A 15,347-nucleotide genomic window follows, 5' to 3' on the forward strand; every position below is an offset into this window, starting at 1 on the left:
TCGCGAGGGATTCGGACCATGCTTGAAATCAGCAATCTGCAGGTCGAAGTCGACGGCAAGAAAATTCTGCGTGGCATCGATCTGGGTGTAAGGGCCGGCGAGGTGCACGCGATCATGGGTCCGAACGGCTCGGGCAAAAGCACGCTTGCCCAGGTGCTGGCCGGGCGCGAAGACTTTGCTGTCACGGGCGGCGCGGTCTCGTATCTCGGCCGCGACCTGCTGGCTCTCGCACCCGAGGAGCGCGCGCACCAAGGACTGTTTCTCGCGTTCCAGTATCCCGTCGAGATACCGGGCGTGAGCAACGTTTATCTGCTGAAGGCGGCGCTCAACGCGCAGCGACGGTATCGTGGCGAGCCGGAGCTCGATGCGATGGAGTTTCTGCAACGGGTCAAGGAGAGGATGACGCTGATGCAGATGGACGAGAGTCTGTTGTATCGCGCCGTGAACGAAGGTTTTTCCGGCGGAGAGAAGAAGCGCAACGAGATTCTGCAGATGGTCGTGCTGGAGCCGCGGCTCGCCATTCTCGACGAAACGGATTCCGGACTTGACATCGACGCATTGCAGATTGTCGCGCAGGGTGTCAACAGCATGCGCAGTCCAGAACGTGCGATCGTGCTCGTGACGCACTATCAGCGGCTATTGGACTACGTCGTGCCGGATGGCGTGCATGTGCTGGCGAACGGCCGGATCGTGAAGTCGGGGTCCCGTGAACTGGCGCTGGAGCTGGAGCGGAAAGGCTATGGTTGGATCGACGATGAGGCGGTGCAACCAGAAAACAGAGCAAGCCAGGAAAGTGCGGGGCATCCATGAAAAGCGAATCTCTCAACTATTTCCATCAGGCTTTTGGGCAACTCGCGAAGACGTTGCCCGGCGCTGAGTTTCCATGGCTGCGTGCCGTGCGCCGAAGCGCGTTCGACCAGTTCGACGCGCTGGGGTTGCCGACCACGCGGCACGAGGACTGGAAATACACGAACGTGTCGGCGATTGGCAAGCGTCCCTGGCATTTCAGGGCACAACACACGGACGATAGCGACGTGCGGCACGTCATCGATGAACTCAAGCTGGACCCTGCCGGGCATCGACTGGTCTTTGTCAACGGTCGGCATGTGCCGCGGCCGTCGAAACTGAACGGTTTGCCACACGGGGTATTTGTGGGCTCGCTCACCCGGGCGTTGAGAGAAATGCCACAACAACTGGAATCGGCAATCGCCTCGCAGGTGTATTCAGATGGCTTTGCCGCGCTAAACACGGCGTTTATGACGGACGGGTTTGCCATCGTGCTGCCGCCTGGCGAGGTCATCGATCAACCGCTGCAGATCCTGTTCCTGACCGACGAAGCGGGTCTTGCGGTGCAGCCGTTCAATATCGTGCTTGCAGGAGCACGCTCGGGCTGCACGATCGTCGAGCATTTTGTAGGGCTGAGCGACGACGCGTACTGGACCAATGCGGTTACGCGCATCGTCGCAGACGAGCAGGCGGACGTGCAGCACTACCGGTTGCAGCAAGAGGGCCCGAAGGCTTTTCATATCGCGTCGGTCGCCGCTGCGCAGCAACGCGGCAGCTGTTTTAGCTCACATGCGTTCGCGTTCGGCGCCGCGTTGTCGCGCACTGGTATCGGCACAAGCCTGAACGCCGCGAACGCGCAAGCGACGTTGAATGGTCTCTATTTCGTCGGGGGCCGGCAGCACGTCGATCACCACACGCGGATCGATCACACAGAGCCGCATGGCACAAGTCGCGAACATTACCGCGGGGTGCTCGACGGCGCAGCGCGCGGCGTGTTCAACGGGCGCGTCATCGTGCATCGCGATGCACAGCAAACGGACACGCATCAGGCGAATCATAACCTGCTGCTGTCACGCGATGCGGAAATCGACACGAAGCCGCAACTCGAGATCTACGCCGACGACGTGAAATGCACACACGGCGCGACGGTCGGTCAACTGGACGACAACCAGCTGTTCTATTTACGTGCACGAGGTGTCGAAGAGCGCATGGCGCGGGCGCTACTGACATACGCATTTGCGCGCGACATCGTCGAACGTGTGCGCATCGATTCGCTGCGTGGCCGGCTCGAAAACCTGCTGTTCGCGCGCACCCCGGAAGGCGAGCGCATCAGGGAGTTGGTATGAAGCCGATCGAACAGATGCAGACGCCCGATCCACGCAATGTCGAGCACTGGCGAGCCGATTTTCCGATTCTGGGCGAGCGCGTGCATGGACGGCCATTGGTCTATCTCGACAATGGCGCCACGACGCAAAAGCCAGCCTCGGTCATCTACGCAGAAAACGCTTACTACCGGCATAGCAACGCCAATGTGCACCGCGGCGTGCATCTGCTGTCGCAGCGCGCGACCGATTCATTCGAGGCCGCACGCGCGAAGATTGCACGCTTCATCAATGCGCAACGTCCGGAGGAGATCGTGTTCGTGCGTGGCACGACCGAAGCGATCAATCTCGTCGCCCAGAGCTATGCTCGCCCGCAAATCAAGCCCGGCGACGAAATCCTGATTAGCGCGATGGAGCACCATTCGAACATTGTGCCGTGGCAGCTCGTCTGCGAGCAGACGGGCGCGGCGCTGAAAGTCGTGCCGATCGACGATAGGGGCGCACTCGATGCCGACGCGTACGAGCATTTGTTAAGTGAACGTACGCGGCTGGTCGCGATGACGCACTTGGCCAACGCGCTCGGCAGCATCAATCCGGTGGAGCGCATCGTTGCAGCGGCACACGCGCGGGGCGTGCCGGTGTTGCTGGATGGCGCACAGGCAATCGCGCATCTGCCGGTTGACGTCCTTGCGACAGATTGCGATTTCTACGCGTTTTCCGGGCATAAGGTGTACGGACCGACTGGCATTGGCGTGCTATATGCCAAGGCCGCACTGCTTGAAGCGATGCCGCCGTGGCAGGGCGGCGGCGACATGATCCGCTCGGTAACGTTCGAGAAAACGGAATACAACGAGATTCCGTGGAAGTTCGAGGCGGGTACGCCGAACATTGCCGGCGCGATTGCGCTGGGTGCGGCGCTCGACTATGTCGACAGCCTCGGCATGGAAGTCATCGCCGCGCACGAGAACGAACTGCTCGCCTATGCAACGGATGCACTGCGGGTGATACCGGGCTTGCGTTTTATCGGTACCGCACGCAACAAGGCAAGCATTCTGTCGTTCGTGCTCGACGGCGTGCATGCCCACGATGTCGGCACGATTCTCGATCATCACGGCATCGCCGTGCGTGCGGGCCATCATTGCGCGATGCCGGTGATGCAGCGCTTCGGCGTACCGGCGACCGTGCGCGCGTCGCTCGCCCTCTACAACACGCATCAGGATATCGACGCGCTGATCGAAGGTCTCGGCAAGGCGAGGGAGATATTCGGAACATGAGCGATCTGCGCGATCTGTATCAGGAAGTCATCTTCGACCACTACCGGCGGCCGCGTAACTGTCATGGGCTCTCCGGTGCCAATCACACGGCTGAGGGCTATAACCCGCTGTGCGGCGACCGGATTACGCTTTATCTGCGAATCGAGGACGGGATCGTCAAAGAGGCCAGTTTCGAAGGCGCAGGCTGTGCAATTGCGACAGCATCAGCGTCGCTGATGACCGAGGCGCTGAAAGGCAAAACGGAAACAGAGGCCGAAGCGCTGTTCGGGCGCTTTCACGACATGGTGACAACACCCGCTGCAGGGCAGTCTACAGCCGCGCCGGGGATGGGCAAGCTGGCGGTGCTGTCCGGTGTACGTGAATTTCCCCAGCGTGTGAAGTGCGCGACGCTGGCCTGGCATACGCTCCACGCCGCGCTGCACGACGAGCATCGCCCCGTTTCGACAGAGTGAGAGTGAGGCAGACGATGAGCACATTCGACTGGCTGAGGCGCGCTGAGGCCGCACAACCCGGCAGTGGCACGACAACAGAACGTCTTGAAGAACGCGTGATCGATGCACTGCGCACCGTGTTCGATCCGGAGATTCCGGTCAACATCTACGATTTGGGGCTTGTTTATGGTCTTGACGTGGACGAAGCCGAAGGCCGCGTTGGGATCCGCATGACGCTGACCGCGCCCGGCTGCCCGGTCGCGCAGACCTTCCCGGCGACGGTGGAGGATGCGGTGTTTTCGGTGAGCGGAGTGAACGACGTGCATGTTGAATTGGCGTGGGATCCACCGTGGTCGAGAGACCGGATGTCGGATGCGGCGCGCCTGCAATTGGGGATGCTTTGACATGTCCGACTGGGTCGATGTCGCCGCGCTCGGGGATTTTCCGGCCGGGTCTGTTCGCAGCGTCGAGGTCGATGGCGCGCAGGTGGCTGTGTTCAACGTCGACGGCACCTGTTACGGAATCGAGGATGTCTGCCCGCACGACGGCGGCATCCTGACGGGCGGTGTGGTGGAAGGCGGCGTGGTCGTCTGTCCGCGCCACGGTGCACGATTTTGCATCAGGACCGGAAAGGTGCTGGCGCCGCCGGCATATGAGGATGTGGTGGCGTTTCCGGTGCGGATCGAGGCGGGCGTCGTTCAGGTGCGTGACGAGCGGTGGGATTGAGGTGCGCTGTCGACCGGCTCTCGCTCTCACGACAGCGCCGTCACGACGCGCCAGCCTGCTGATGCAGCTCGCCGCCTTGCATCAAGCGTCGGGCGATGTCGGCCGTTTGCAGCGTCCCGCGTTCAGTCGGCGAATGGGCGGCGAGATAGCGGGCGACCGCAATGAGAATGTGCCGGCCTTCGCCAGTATCGCTCCACACAGCAAACTGCCGGACTCCTGCCTCCAGCATCTGATAGACGTGGAAGCCTGCATCTTCGCGCAGCACAGCAAGCGCAAGCGTGGCGATAAGCGCCTGTGGCGGATGGCCGAGCGTGAGATGCCGCGCTACCAGCCGTGCTGCAAGATCAACCTGTCGCTGCCGGTCGAAGGCGTCGAGCAAGGCGGTGCGGATCGTCTCCGCATCGGCGGGGAGGTCGTCGAGCTGGTCGTTGCCATCGCCCGGGATGCGGGCCGCTGGCACATTCAGATAGCGGGCAAGGTAGAGCGCCATGGCTGCGTGCAATATGCCTCGAACGGGCGCGACGTCACTGTCGAAACCCGCAGTCCCAATGCGCCTGAGCATCTGATGGAGCGCGTTGGCATGGGTAAAGACGTGATGCGCCGTCTCCCAGTCGGCGTGCTCGTTGGCATTGCCAAAGCGGGCCACGCGCAGCGCCGCTCCATACGCGAGGGATTGTCCCAGGTCAGCAGGAGCGGCGCCGGCGACGATAGCCGCCTTCAGCGCGTCAATGATCTTCGCTGGATCGTCTCCAAGCAGCTCCCCGGCGAGCGCGGCGTGCTGCGACCAGCCTTGCAAGCTGCGCCCGGCGGCGAAAAGGTTCGCCATCTGGCTGGCTGCTTCATCACACAGCGCAACAAGATCAACGGGCTGGCGCCAGGCGGTCGACTCCTCGGCGCCCCGGGCCGCCACCATCTGAGCGACGATAGTAGGCAGCAAAGCTGGCGCGTGCTCCCAGCCGATCAGGTCGAGGCACTCGAAGGCCTTGTTGATGAAGTCGAGCGAATGACCGGCATCGGCGAACGCCCGTTCGGTCCCGGCCGAAAGCAGGGCATCGGCGAGCACAGCCGGTGAGGCACCCGCGGCGATTGCCGTCAGCAGCGTGCGCTCGGCCGCCTCGCGATGGCGCACGTTTGTCCAAAGGCGCAGCCAGCGCTTGAGCGCGGCTGACTCCGGCTGGCTCCCAAGCGGCGCACGTTCCCGCCGTGGCGCCTCGCCTTCGCAGTCCGCCGCCACACGGCGCGCACCCTGGAACAGGGCGAGATAGGTTTCGTCCTGTGGCAGCACGGGCAACAGATTGGTGAGCGCCGTCAGTATCGTGAGACCGACGCCCCAGCCGTCCCGGTTCTGCGCGCCGAACAGCGCCACCTGCTGCACGATATCGGCCACCGGTACCTCGGCCGCGAGTTGACCATGCACAGCCTTGGCGATGACGAGTCCGAGGTCGTGCGCGAGGCCGTCCGCAAGCCGCTGATGCCAGTGCGCCGCGGGATCGGGATGACCGAACGTAGTCGTCACCCAGACGTCGCCATTGCGCACCTCGACCGCGCAGATCGGTACATCGTCCGCCCACAGGTCGAAGGTGCAGCCGCTTTCGAGATCGAAGCGGGCGTGGTGCCAATGACAGGTCAGGATGCCGTCCCCGACGGTGCCGCGCTCGAGCGGGAAGCCCATGTGTGGGCAACGATTGTCGAGGGCGAAGACGCGCCCGCGGTCGTAGACGACGAGGATCGGACGATGGTCACCTTGCACAACGAGCCGCCCCTTCGCCTGCAACTCTTCAAGGCTCCCCGCGAGCACGAATTCCCTGTTCGACGCGTCCATGTATATACCCTCCGGCACTCGTCCCTTCAGGGACGTTGTCGACATAAGCATACTCTTGTGCAAAACGTGAAAAGCCGCCGTGAATTTCGTGCAAGTCCTCAGACGAGACTCACTCGTTCGTGATAACGAGGCGCGCGCTGAACGGCTGTGCTATCTGGTCGTCGCCGGGCTCGTCGCGACGGCGCGACGTGGCGAACGGCTGCGAACGGACCATCTTGTAGAGTCATCTGGCATCGGGTTGAAGGCAAATGGCGCGACGTGCGATTAGCAGGACCGCGTTGCACTCGCAGGCGCTGCGGCTAGTCGCGATCCACCACCTGTTTCGCCGATGTTTTGGGATTCGAGCTTTCGCGCATTTCGAACTCGACAGCCAGGCTATTATCGACTCATGCCAACTGTCTTGATGGCGTGGGCATTGGGATGCTGCCCTCAGAGCCAGTTGACGGCGCTTGTTTCTGAAAGGAGATTGCGATGGCTGAGTTCGTAACATGCCTGTGGTTCGATCAAGGTAGAGCGCGCGAGGCGGCGGAGTTTTACGCCGCCACCTTTCCCGACAGCCGTGTCGGTGCAGGTCATGTATCTCCGATACCGGGGATTGGGCAGGGTCCGGAGTTGACGGTCGAGTTTACCGTGCTCGGCCGACGCTTCGTAGGGCTGAACGGCGGCCCCAATTTCAAGGCAAACGAGGCGGTAAGTTTCATGGTAGAGACGGATAGCCAGGAAGAGACCGACCGATATTGGAACGCCATTATCGGCAATGGCGGAGCGGAAGCGCCTTGCGGCTGGTGCAAGGACCGCTGGGGCTTTTCGTGGCAGATCACGCCCAAGCGGCTGCTCGAACTCGTCAACGGGCCCGGTCGTGATGCCGCAAGGCGTGCGATGGACGCGATGATGAAAATGAAGAAGATCGATATAACCGCGATAGAGCGTGCAGCGGCAGCAGCTGATTGACACGCAGACGCGGCCGGTTGGCCAATCGATCAGTCAATCGATGTCGCTCGCCAGGAAGCCTTGACGATGTTGGCTATCGCGTCAGCGATCGAATGATCGCCAGCCATGTGTTTTCCTGGTCCCACGTCACGTGGCGTGTCAAATCCTTCAAAGGCGATCAGATGGAACGTTCCGATTACGCACATGACGACACAGGCAATCTGGTGCTGCTCGAGCATGTGAACCTCATGACACCGGACCAGCGTCTCCCGACAGCGTTTTATGTCAGCGGACTCGGACTCACGCGCGATCGCTATCTAATGACCGGCGTGACCAATATGTGGATCAACATCGGTCGTTCACAGATTCACTTGCCGCACGGCGACGCGCAGCGCCTGCGCGGCCACGTCGCGCTGGTCGTGGGCAGGCGTCAACCGCTGATCGCACGGCTGCGCGCGGTTCAGCCCCTGCTCGATGGAACCGCGTTCGGATGGACCGAGCGGGCCGACCGCGTAGCGCTCACCTGTCCATGGGGAAACCGTTACGACTGCCTCGATCCGGATGCGTACCAGGTGGATGCTCCGTGGTCGGGCATCGATCTCGGCATCGCTTATGTGCAACTTGTTGTGCCGGTCAGTTGCGCCCCTCGATTGCCGCTTTTTACCACGACGTGTTCAATGCGTCCGTCGAGATCCGCGATTGCAACGGTTCGCAGCAGGCGCTACTTGCCGGTGTGGGAGATTGTGAGCCTCATCTTGGGCAACTGTTTGCGCTGTGAGTTTGTACTTTAAACGCGACGCCGCGAGGCGGGGCGACAGCGTGCCGGGTTGAATAGATGCCCCTTTGGATTTCACTCAGGTCACTTCTGGTCCTCGGAACCGCCAGCACCGAGCGCTTCGAGCAACGGCCGCAGAGCATCCAGTTCCGTGCCGAAGCCGGTCCAGTCTCCCGCCTTCAGTCGCTCGATGGCTCGGTCATAGTGGGCAAGTGCCTCGCTGGCGCGCGCGTCCACCGTGCCTCGGGCCGGCGATGCCGCTCCCACTCGCGCGGTCTCCTTGAACAGCGCCGCCAGGGCTTCACCCAACGTTTCCTCCATCACCACACGGTCACCGTAGGCGGCAATCACCCGCTTCAATTCAGGTAACTGCCCGGACGCCGCGCGCAAATAGAGTGGAGAAACGTAAAGGATCGAGTTCTCGATTGGCACGACCACAAGATGACCGCGAATCACGCGTGAGCCCATCTGGTTCCACAGCGAGATCTGCTGCGAGATCTCGGTGTTTTGCTGTATACGCGCTTCGATCTGAAACGGCCCATAGACCAGCTTGTCCTTGGGAAACGTATAGACGATGAGTCTGCCATATCCGGACGGATCGCAGCGCGCCGCCAGCCACGCAATCATGTTCTCCCGCTGGCTCGGCACCATCGGCAGCATGAGGATGAACTCGGCGCGGGCGTCGCCGGGGAGTCGCATGATCGTGTAGTACGGCGGCATGGTGCTGGCGGCGCTTCCGCCATCCATTCCGACCAGCTCCCGGGGAAACTGCCACAGATCCTCGCGATTGTAGAAGACCTCCGGCGCATCCATATGATAAGCGCGGTAGACCTGTGCCTGGATCAGGAACAGGTCTTCGGGGTAGCGAATATGCTGCCGAAGCTCCAGTGGCATCGCGTCCAAGGGCTTGAACAAACCGGGGAAGGCGCGCTCGTATGTGCGCAGGAGCGGATCGGCGGGATCGCTGACGTAGAAATCGACCGTGCCGTTGTACGCGTCGATCACGACCTTGACCGCGTTGCGGATGTAATTGGCGCCGTCGCCGAAACCCGGCCGGGAGTAAGGAAACCACTGGCTGACGGTGTAGGTGTCCTGTATCCAGAAGAGGCGCCCATTGCTTGCGACAACATAGGGGTCGTGATCAAGAGTCAGGAACGGCGCGATCGTACGCACGCGGTCCTGAATGTTGCGGTGAAGCAGGATCCGGCTCTGGTCTGTGATATAGCCGCTCAACAGGATGTTGGGGTCGTCGAGCTGCCAGGCGAAGAGACTACGTCGCGCCACGCTGCCGACGGTGACGCCGTCGCGCCCGTTATACGTCGTGTAGGCATTGTCCGCCCCTTTTGGATAGTCGAATTCAGCTACATTGCCCGTCACGATGACGTAATCCTGCCGGCCTTCACTGAAATAGAGACGTGGTTCGCGAATGGCCGGGCCGCCTTGGGAGGCGGGCGGAATATCCCGCAGATAAAAGGAGGGCAAGCCCTCGGTGGATTTCTCGGTGACCGGTGACATCACGACGCCGATGCCGTGAGTGAAGATCAGATGCTGGTTCACCCAGGTTTGGGCGTTCGGCGGAAGCATCGCCGGTTCCAGTTCGCGCGCTGACAGCATCACCTGCCTGTAACCGGTGTCAAGCTGGTAGCGGTCGATGTCCACCGATAGAAATTTGTAGTAAGTCCTGATCTCCTGCAATTGTGCGTAGGTGTCCATCAGCGGCTGCACATCCCATAGCCGGATGTTGTCGATGGTCGCGCGATTGGTCTGCAGCGAGTCGAGAGTCAGTTCCTCCCCGGCCGCGAACGGTTGTACCGCAATCTGCGCGAGGCCGTAAGCCTGTCGCGTTAGCGCGATATTGTGCTCGATATAGGGAGTTTCCAGTCGCAACTCGCTCGGTTTGACATAGAAGCGCTGAAACAGTGCCGGATAGATCACGGCGGACGCAAACGAACTGCCGAACACGAGCAGCGCAACAATGGCCGGCAGCCGGTAGCTCCGCCGGCGCATGTTGATCCAAAGGGCGACGGATGAGGTCGCGGCAAGGCCGACAAGCACCCACAGGACCGGCAACTCAACATGGACATCGGTATAACTGGCGCCGACTACGACACCGTTGTCGCCATAGAGCAGGAGAAAGCGGCCGAGCCACCATGACCAGGCCTTCACCGCAAAGAACAAGCCGAGCAGTGCCGAACCGTGAGTGATGGCGGCGGGCGAGAGCGTCCGTGGTGGCCGCTCCAGTGCGATGTCGCCGCGCAATCCGTAGACAGCACCTGCTGCGATCGCGCTGCAGAAGACCACTCGCAGCAGCCAGTTCTTGAGCGTGACATACGCGGGTAGCGAAAAGAGATAGAAACTGATGTCCTTGCCGAAGATCGGATCGCGCTCGCCATAAGGTACCTGATAAACGAAGCGAAGCGCGATGTCCCAGCTCGAGATTTCGGTGGCAGCGATAACCAGCCCGAAGATGACACCAGCGCAGGCAATACTAAGGCGCCAGCGAACGCGAGGCCCGGCCAGTTCGGACAGATCGCGGGTGGTTTCCGTGGTACCCGACTGACTGGCCGTCGCGTAACGATGCGCGAGGATCCCCGACAGCCATATCGCGCCCGTCGAGACTGCGAACACGACGGTAAACAGCAGCGCCCTGGCCGAAAGGATTGTCCGGAAAACGCTGCCATAGCCGATCGAATTGAACCACAGCCAGTCGGCCAGGATGCCGGTGATGCGTCCGACGACAATCAGACCGGCGATGATGGCCATCGCCGTGATCGCATAACGTCTCAGGCGCACGCCGGACTTCATCTCCGAGCGCATAGTCCCTCCTTGATTGGCTCTTCGCACATGCCCTGCTACGATCGGATCAATTGCGCACCGCGGGCCTGCCGCGAGCGAGGCTGAACGATTTGTCAACGCAGCCTTGTTGACCCGCGGATAGCCGCTCAGTGACCTGCGCGACGCGAGCCCGGATGAGGCGGGTCCACACCAGTTGAATTATTGTAGTCCGGTGTGAGATGCGGCATTGGCGAAGGTAGGCGAGACGCGGTTGTCACCACGCATCGCAGTGAGGACGCTCACGTGTTTCGCCGGTTTGCTTTCTTGCGGCAGGCCGCCATGGCTTTTAATACACGGCGTGCGGCGCGCCGTGTCCCATCATCACAGACCTGGACACTTTGCCGGCTTGCGATTCGCACTCAACTCGTCGCCGGCAACGATTTCCCGCTCGACATCCTCGACCGTCTTGCGGCGGTTTCCGGCCCGACTGCGATCACGAGCAGGCATGACAGCAGCTGGGCGCTCGCGAGCATCACGAATACGGCAAACGACCGAGCCCGTGTGAAAACGCAAAAGCACTCGGTTTGCAGGTGTCGCTTTACCCTTCTCGAGTTGCTACCAAGCCGATACAGCGCGATCTGAACGGCCGTTTTTTAAAGCGCCACATTCAACGGGAGTTTTCGCACAGCCTCGGCCCGAAGCCGTCCAGCACGTCGTTTCGATGATCGTTGCTGCTATCGCGTCGTGAAATTCAAATGATTTCGGCCCTGTGCTGGCCACGATGTAAAGCGAATGTATTGCATACTAGAATTCCTCTAGGACACCGACGGAGGCCGCTATGTGGACCTGTCGAAACTGCAATGCGTCGTTCGACTTTGGACAGGTCGAACCGGAACTGGATGAACAAGGATTCTTTTTCCTCTGTCCGGCCTGTGACTACCGGAACAATCTGGTAGACACAGGTCGAGACGCGACGGGGCGTCCGAAACTTGTCCAGAGCGACGACGAGTAGAGCAATCTTTTAGAGACAGCCATGCAGTTGGACTACAAGGGGTTCGACATCAACGCGTCGCCGCTCGAACGAAGAGTGGAGCTTCGCGGCACTGTATCTAACGCTGTCGACTGGTATGTCATGGATGGTGTCCTGAGATCTGACTCTGCTTTCAGAAACGCGGTGTCATCCGCCTGTGCAGCCTTCATCGACGCCTGTGCCTCCTTGACCAGCTTTGTCGCCTGCGCTGGACGGCCGCTGAATATAGCAAGTCGCGCCTGCTGGATGTCTTCGAATGCCTGACTACCTTTGGGCCGAGAGCCGTCCCATGTCAGACACGGGAGTTCCGGAGCGTTGCACGGCATTCGCGCTTGTGAAGCTGCAGGCGCAAGTTGCAGATGCGGCGACGAGTATTGCCGTGCGTTTCATGCCTGGATTGAACATTTTGCCTCTCCTTGAAGAGTGACGGCGACGAGCGCTTGCGCATGCAAATGCTGAAGGCCCGGGTGAGCACTTCGGTGGACACCGACCGTTGTGCGCTGGTGATGCCGACGGGCGTGATCGACAGTTCAAAGGTAGAGGCAGACTCTTAAGTATCCCTTAAATGCAAATCGAAAATGTCAATCAAAAACCCCGATGGCAGTTCCTGCAGAAGGACGATTTGCACATGGCCGAAGCTCGAATATCTGATTTCAGGGTTCCGCGCCGGTAGTCGGGCGGGAGGTTGCCGTCGTATCACAATGACGGGTGGTTTCCCTCATGGTCGTCCATGCTGCTGGAATGTATCATGGAGTGACATATAGTGAGAATGCGGCCCGACACGTCAGATGACAATGTCCTGACGACACTGTCGTGGCGCCTTCGGGCGCTATGCCGCAATCTGGAGAAAGTCATGGTGATCAACAATGATTTCGAACTTGTCTATCTCGTGATCGCGTTTGCGTTTCTCGGCGTTATCCTTTTAGGCAGTCTCCTGGTCACGCTTCATCTCGACCGATGGCATCCGAAGCTGATCGGCGCCCTGGTTGGCGCGCTGCTGGGCGTCGTACTGATCGAAACAGTTCCGATGTTCACCTGACCGTAGCGATGCAAGGTGCAACACCCTTGAACACCAGAACCGCTCGCGAGGGAGGCGACAATGGCGCCGTTCGACCGGATTCTTCTTTGTTATGACGCGACGCCCGAAGGGCAGCGGGCATTACGTTGCGGCGCTGCACTGGCCAGGCAACTCGATGCGGAGACGCACCTTCTGGCCGTTCTCGATCTGGCATGGTGGTCAGCAGGCTACGACGCGTTTTCGTCCATGAAATTCGACATTGATGAGAATGCCGCGAAGGAAATTCTGCAGGAAGGTATCGCAAAGCTGCAGTCATGGGGGGTGAGCGCAACGGCGCATTCTGCGGTGGGCGACGCAGCCAAACAGATTTCAAATCTTGCCAATTCCCCTAACGCGGATCTGATCGTGATTGGCCACCGACACGGAGGATTTGTGACGCGCTGGCTGGCTGGCGGAAGTCATCTGGCGCTGCTGGACCGTGTATCGTGTGGCGTGCTGTTTGAAGTGATCGACTAGGTGGTGCCATGGCCCTTTCCTGGGACGATGGGTTACCCCGCAAAGCCGGAGGTTCACCTGAATGCGGGCTTGCAATCAGGTCTCAGGCCAGACGAACAGGACATGCTGGCCGCGGGCAGGGTAAAGTTCGTCCTGCTTGACGGGGTGCCATCGGCTGGGGTTCGACTCGACGTGGAAAGGGCGAATATGCCACCGCGGCAGGACAAAGGGCCCTTCCGCCATTATGCCTAGCGCACCCAGTCCATAAGCGCCCACTATTCTGGCTGCAATGCCTGTCGAATAGCGGGGACATCCGGGCATACTGTCATCCGGAAGGGCAGTCCGTTTGATCCATCGGGTAGCGGGCATCGGGCCTGGCGTGGCTGAAGTAACCTCGTTCTGGGACGTGGCGTGTGACTGGTCTGTACAGAGGCAGAATAGCGCGAGTAGAGCCGGGGCAACCGCTGCATGAGGAAGGGAAATCCGGGACATATGTTGGGTGAGGTCCGTTTTGAAGTCAGATCTGAAGGGCAGAAGACGACCGCATCGATGCCCCACGCATCGCGCTACAGAAACCGTCAGGTTGCTCTGAACCCGTCTGGCAACACCTGCGACCGCTAGAGACCCCAGATAATATCTGCATTGTGTCGGCTCGCTTCACGCATCATATCGAGCAGCGGCCACGCCCGCTGAGCAAGGCCACGATGATCTTCGCCTGCCGTGTGGCCATGCGCGTCCGGCACGTGATAGAGCGATTCAAGTGCGACGTCCGCCTGTGCCTCTTCAGAGATCGCGGTCTCCAGCCGATCAATTGCATGGGACAGTTCATCGTGCTGAATGACGCCTATAGTCCCTAGATGCTTGCCGATAAGTCCCAGCAGATACTGGGCGAGATTCTTGAGCATGATGACGTCGGGCGAGGCCGGTGAACGGAAAGTAACCAGCATGATGAGATCTCCCTGTACGTGCGGAAAGCTATGTAGCAGCCTGCCAGTCGGCGCACTCGCCATTCCCACCTGACGCGCTCGCGCAGGAGACCTCCAGCGTGGCTGGAACCGGTTGGCCAGGTAGTGAACGCCACCCCGTGGACGCTCCGCATGCCGCCGATCGTGAGTGCCGGCCTCGATGACTTCGCCTGAGTTCCAGCCGGAGGAGGCCTCATTTACAGTTTATGTCACATTGTGACTAATGCCAATAGCATTCGGCCCGGGCCGGTGCACAGGGACGGAGCAGCGTTTCAGCAGGTGCGGGGGTGATCGTCTCCGTTGTGCCGGTTTTCGCGCAAGGCGGCCGTTCAGGCTACCAGGGGCGGGTCGCTTCTGGCGACCCGGGTGCCGGCGGTGAGCGCCGGCAGACCGGGCGCCGTGGCAGAGCCCGGACGTTTCACGGACGTTGTGGTGCGCGCCGGCATCGCGCCACGCGGACTACTGCCATCCATCGCAAGGAGCCCATCCAGCAGGCCGCTGTGGCGCCGGTGGCCGCCGGTTCAGTATCATCCGGGATGAGGTGACACGGGAGAACAGGATCATGGTTTCAAGAAAACGCCCCGGGCCTGACGAGCTGACCAAAGGGGAACTGCAGGAGTTATCCGATTTCCGCTATCAGCTGCGGCGGTTCCTGCATTTCTCGGAAGAAATAGTGCACGCAGAGGGCATCACACCATTGCAGTATATGTTGCTGTTACATATTGGCGGCTTCGCGGGCCGGGACTGGGCGACCGTCGGGGAACTGGCGGAGCGTCTGCAGGCGTCTCCGCACGGAACAGTCGCGCTCGTTTCCCGTTGTGAGGCGGCCGGCCTGGTTGCGCGCAGGCCAAGCGCAGAAGACCGGCGGCAGGTGGAGGTGCACCTGTTAAAGAAGGGCCGACAGTGTCTGGGAAGGCTCGCGCTGCTGCACAAGACCGAAATCCAGTCCTTTGGATGGGCTTTCAAGTCTGACGCCGACACGCCTTGATGCCGCATTC

General features: G+C 60.9%; 14 protein-coding genes. 11 read left to right on the forward strand and 3 right to left on the reverse strand.

The window, feature by feature from the left end:
* The first annotated feature begins 18 nt into the window (after nt 1-18).
* Genes sufC through B0G81_RS08540 form a run of 6 tightly spaced genes read left to right on the forward strand, consistent with a single transcriptional unit; the run spans nt 19 to nt 4,539 of the window.
* Nucleotides 19-810: a Fe-S cluster assembly ATPase SufC gene (gene sufC / locus B0G81_RS08515; protein WP_134134416.1), complete on the forward strand. Its 792-nt coding sequence runs from the start codon at nt 19-21 to the stop codon at nt 808-810.
* Complete coding sequence (gene sufD, locus B0G81_RS08520; RefSeq protein WP_134134421.1) at nt 807-2,132, forward strand: Fe-S cluster assembly protein SufD; 1,326 nt, start codon at nt 807-809, stop codon at nt 2,130-2,132. Before sufC ends, sufD begins: the two co-directional genes overlap by 4 nt.
* Nucleotides 2,129-3,382, forward strand: coding sequence for a cysteine desulfurase (locus B0G81_RS08525; RefSeq protein WP_134134425.1), 1,254 nt, complete (start codon nt 2,129-2,131; stop codon nt 3,380-3,382). The genes sufD and B0G81_RS08525 overlap by 4 nt, the downstream gene beginning before the upstream one ends.
* Nucleotides 3,379-3,834, forward strand: a complete 456-nt coding sequence (gene sufU / locus B0G81_RS08530; RefSeq protein ID WP_134134429.1) for a Fe-S cluster assembly sulfur transfer protein SufU — start codon at nt 3,379-3,381, stop codon at nt 3,832-3,834. The genes B0G81_RS08525 and sufU overlap by 4 nt, the downstream gene beginning before the upstream one ends.
* Before the next feature lie 14 nt (nt 3,835-3,848).
* Complete coding sequence (locus tag B0G81_RS08535) at nt 3,849-4,217, forward strand: SUF system Fe-S cluster assembly protein (protein WP_134134431.1); 369 nt, start codon at nt 3,849-3,851, stop codon at nt 4,215-4,217.
* Nucleotide 4,218: 1 nt separating this feature from the next.
* The gene (locus tag B0G81_RS08540) at nt 4,219-4,539 is read left to right on the forward strand and encodes a non-heme iron oxygenase ferredoxin subunit (RefSeq protein ID WP_134134433.1); all 321 of its coding nucleotides are present in this window, start codon (nt 4,219-4,221) and stop codon (nt 4,537-4,539) included.
* A 40-nt stretch (nt 4,540-4,579) separates the two neighbouring features.
* Here the strand turns inward: B0G81_RS08540 and B0G81_RS08545 are convergent, their stop codons facing one another.
* Nucleotides 4,580-6,361 carry a Rieske (2Fe-2S) protein gene (locus tag B0G81_RS08545; protein WP_208328517.1) on the reverse strand — a complete coding sequence of 594 codons (1,782 nt, stop codon included), beginning with the start codon at nt 6,359-6,361 and terminating at the stop codon, nt 4,580-4,582.
* 471 nt (nt 6,362-6,832) lie between these two features.
* Here B0G81_RS08545 and B0G81_RS08550 point away from each other — a divergent pair, with 471 nt between their 5' ends.
* Nucleotides 6,833-7,312 carry a VOC family protein gene (locus tag B0G81_RS08550; RefSeq protein WP_116120011.1) on the forward strand — a complete coding sequence of 160 codons (480 nt, stop codon included), beginning with the start codon at nt 6,833-6,835 and terminating at the stop codon, nt 7,310-7,312.
* Nucleotides 7,313-7,473: 161 nt separating this feature from the next.
* A complete protein-coding gene (locus B0G81_RS08555) occupies nt 7,474-8,082 on the forward strand; it encodes a hypothetical protein (RefSeq protein WP_134134436.1) in 609 nt (202 codons plus the stop codon).
* 68 nt (nt 8,083-8,150) lie between these two features.
* Here the strand turns inward: B0G81_RS08555 and B0G81_RS08560 are convergent, their stop codons facing one another.
* Nucleotides 8,151-10,883 carry a UPF0182 family protein gene (locus tag B0G81_RS08560; protein WP_134134440.1) on the reverse strand — a complete coding sequence of 911 codons (2,733 nt, stop codon included), beginning with the start codon at nt 10,881-10,883 and terminating at the stop codon, nt 8,151-8,153.
* A gap of 1,841 nt (nt 10,884-12,724) precedes the next feature.
* Between B0G81_RS08560 and B0G81_RS08570 the strand changes: the two genes are divergently transcribed.
* Nucleotides 12,725-12,910, forward strand: coding sequence for a hypothetical protein (locus tag B0G81_RS08570; protein WP_116123670.1), 186 nt, complete (start codon nt 12,725-12,727; stop codon nt 12,908-12,910).
* 60 nt (nt 12,911-12,970) lie between these two features.
* A complete protein-coding gene (locus B0G81_RS08575) occupies nt 12,971-13,405 on the forward strand; it encodes a universal stress protein (RefSeq protein ID WP_134134450.1) in 435 nt (144 codons plus the stop codon).
* A 596-nt stretch (nt 13,406-14,001) separates the two neighbouring features.
* On the opposite strand, the gene B0G81_RS08580 is transcribed toward B0G81_RS08575, so the two are convergent.
* Nucleotides 14,002-14,331 carry a DUF1840 domain-containing protein gene (locus tag B0G81_RS08580; RefSeq protein WP_116123669.1) on the reverse strand — a complete coding sequence of 110 codons (330 nt, stop codon included), beginning with the start codon at nt 14,329-14,331 and terminating at the stop codon, nt 14,002-14,004.
* 580 nt (nt 14,332-14,911) lie between these two features.
* Between B0G81_RS08580 and B0G81_RS08585 the strand changes: the two genes are divergently transcribed.
* The gene (locus B0G81_RS08585; protein ID WP_116119997.1) at nt 14,912-15,337 is read left to right on the forward strand and encodes a MarR family transcriptional regulator; all 426 of its coding nucleotides are present in this window, start codon (nt 14,912-14,914) and stop codon (nt 15,335-15,337) included.
* Nucleotides 15,338-15,347 lie beyond the last annotated feature (10 nt).

Origin of the sequence: Paraburkholderia sp. BL6665CI2N2 (assembly GCF_004366535.1) — a bacterium.
Lineage (GTDB): Bacteria > Pseudomonadota > Gammaproteobacteria > Burkholderiales > Burkholderiaceae > Paraburkholderia.

Coding starts and splice junctions, on each gene's coding strand:
- sufC (WP_134134416.1), top strand. CDS start 19: ATGCTTGAAATCAGCAATCTGCAGGTCGAAGTCGACGGCAAGAAAATT.
- sufD (WP_134134421.1), top strand. CDS start 807: ATGAAAAGCGAATCTCTCAACTATTTCCATCAGGCTTTTGGGCAACTC.
- B0G81_RS08525 (WP_134134425.1), top strand. CDS start 2,129: ATGAAGCCGATCGAACAGATGCAGACGCCCGATCCACGCAATGTCGAG.
- sufU (WP_134134429.1), top strand. CDS start 3,379: ATGAGCGATCTGCGCGATCTGTATCAGGAAGTCATCTTCGACCACTAC.
- B0G81_RS08535 (WP_134134431.1), top strand. CDS start 3,849: ATGAGCACATTCGACTGGCTGAGGCGCGCTGAGGCCGCACAACCCGGC.
- B0G81_RS08540 (WP_134134433.1), top strand. CDS start 4,219: ATGTCCGACTGGGTCGATGTCGCCGCGCTCGGGGATTTTCCGGCCGGG.
- B0G81_RS08545 (WP_208328517.1), bottom strand. CDS start 6,361: ATGGACGCGTCGAACAGGGAATTCGTGCTCGCGGGGAGCCTTGAAGAG.
- B0G81_RS08550 (WP_116120011.1), top strand. CDS start 6,833: ATGGCTGAGTTCGTAACATGCCTGTGGTTCGATCAAGGTAGAGCGCGC.
- B0G81_RS08555 (WP_134134436.1), top strand. CDS start 7,474: ATGGAACGTTCCGATTACGCACATGACGACACAGGCAATCTGGTGCTG.
- B0G81_RS08560 (WP_134134440.1), bottom strand. CDS start 10,883: ATGCGCTCGGAGATGAAGTCCGGCGTGCGCCTGAGACGTTATGCGATC.
- B0G81_RS08570 (WP_116123670.1), top strand. CDS start 12,725: ATGGTGATCAACAATGATTTCGAACTTGTCTATCTCGTGATCGCGTTT.
- B0G81_RS08575 (WP_134134450.1), top strand. CDS start 12,971: ATGGCGCCGTTCGACCGGATTCTTCTTTGTTATGACGCGACGCCCGAA.
- B0G81_RS08580 (WP_116123669.1), bottom strand. CDS start 14,331: ATGCTGGTTACTTTCCGTTCACCGGCCTCGCCCGACGTCATCATGCTC.
- B0G81_RS08585 (WP_116119997.1), top strand. CDS start 14,912: ATGGTTTCAAGAAAACGCCCCGGGCCTGACGAGCTGACCAAAGGGGAA.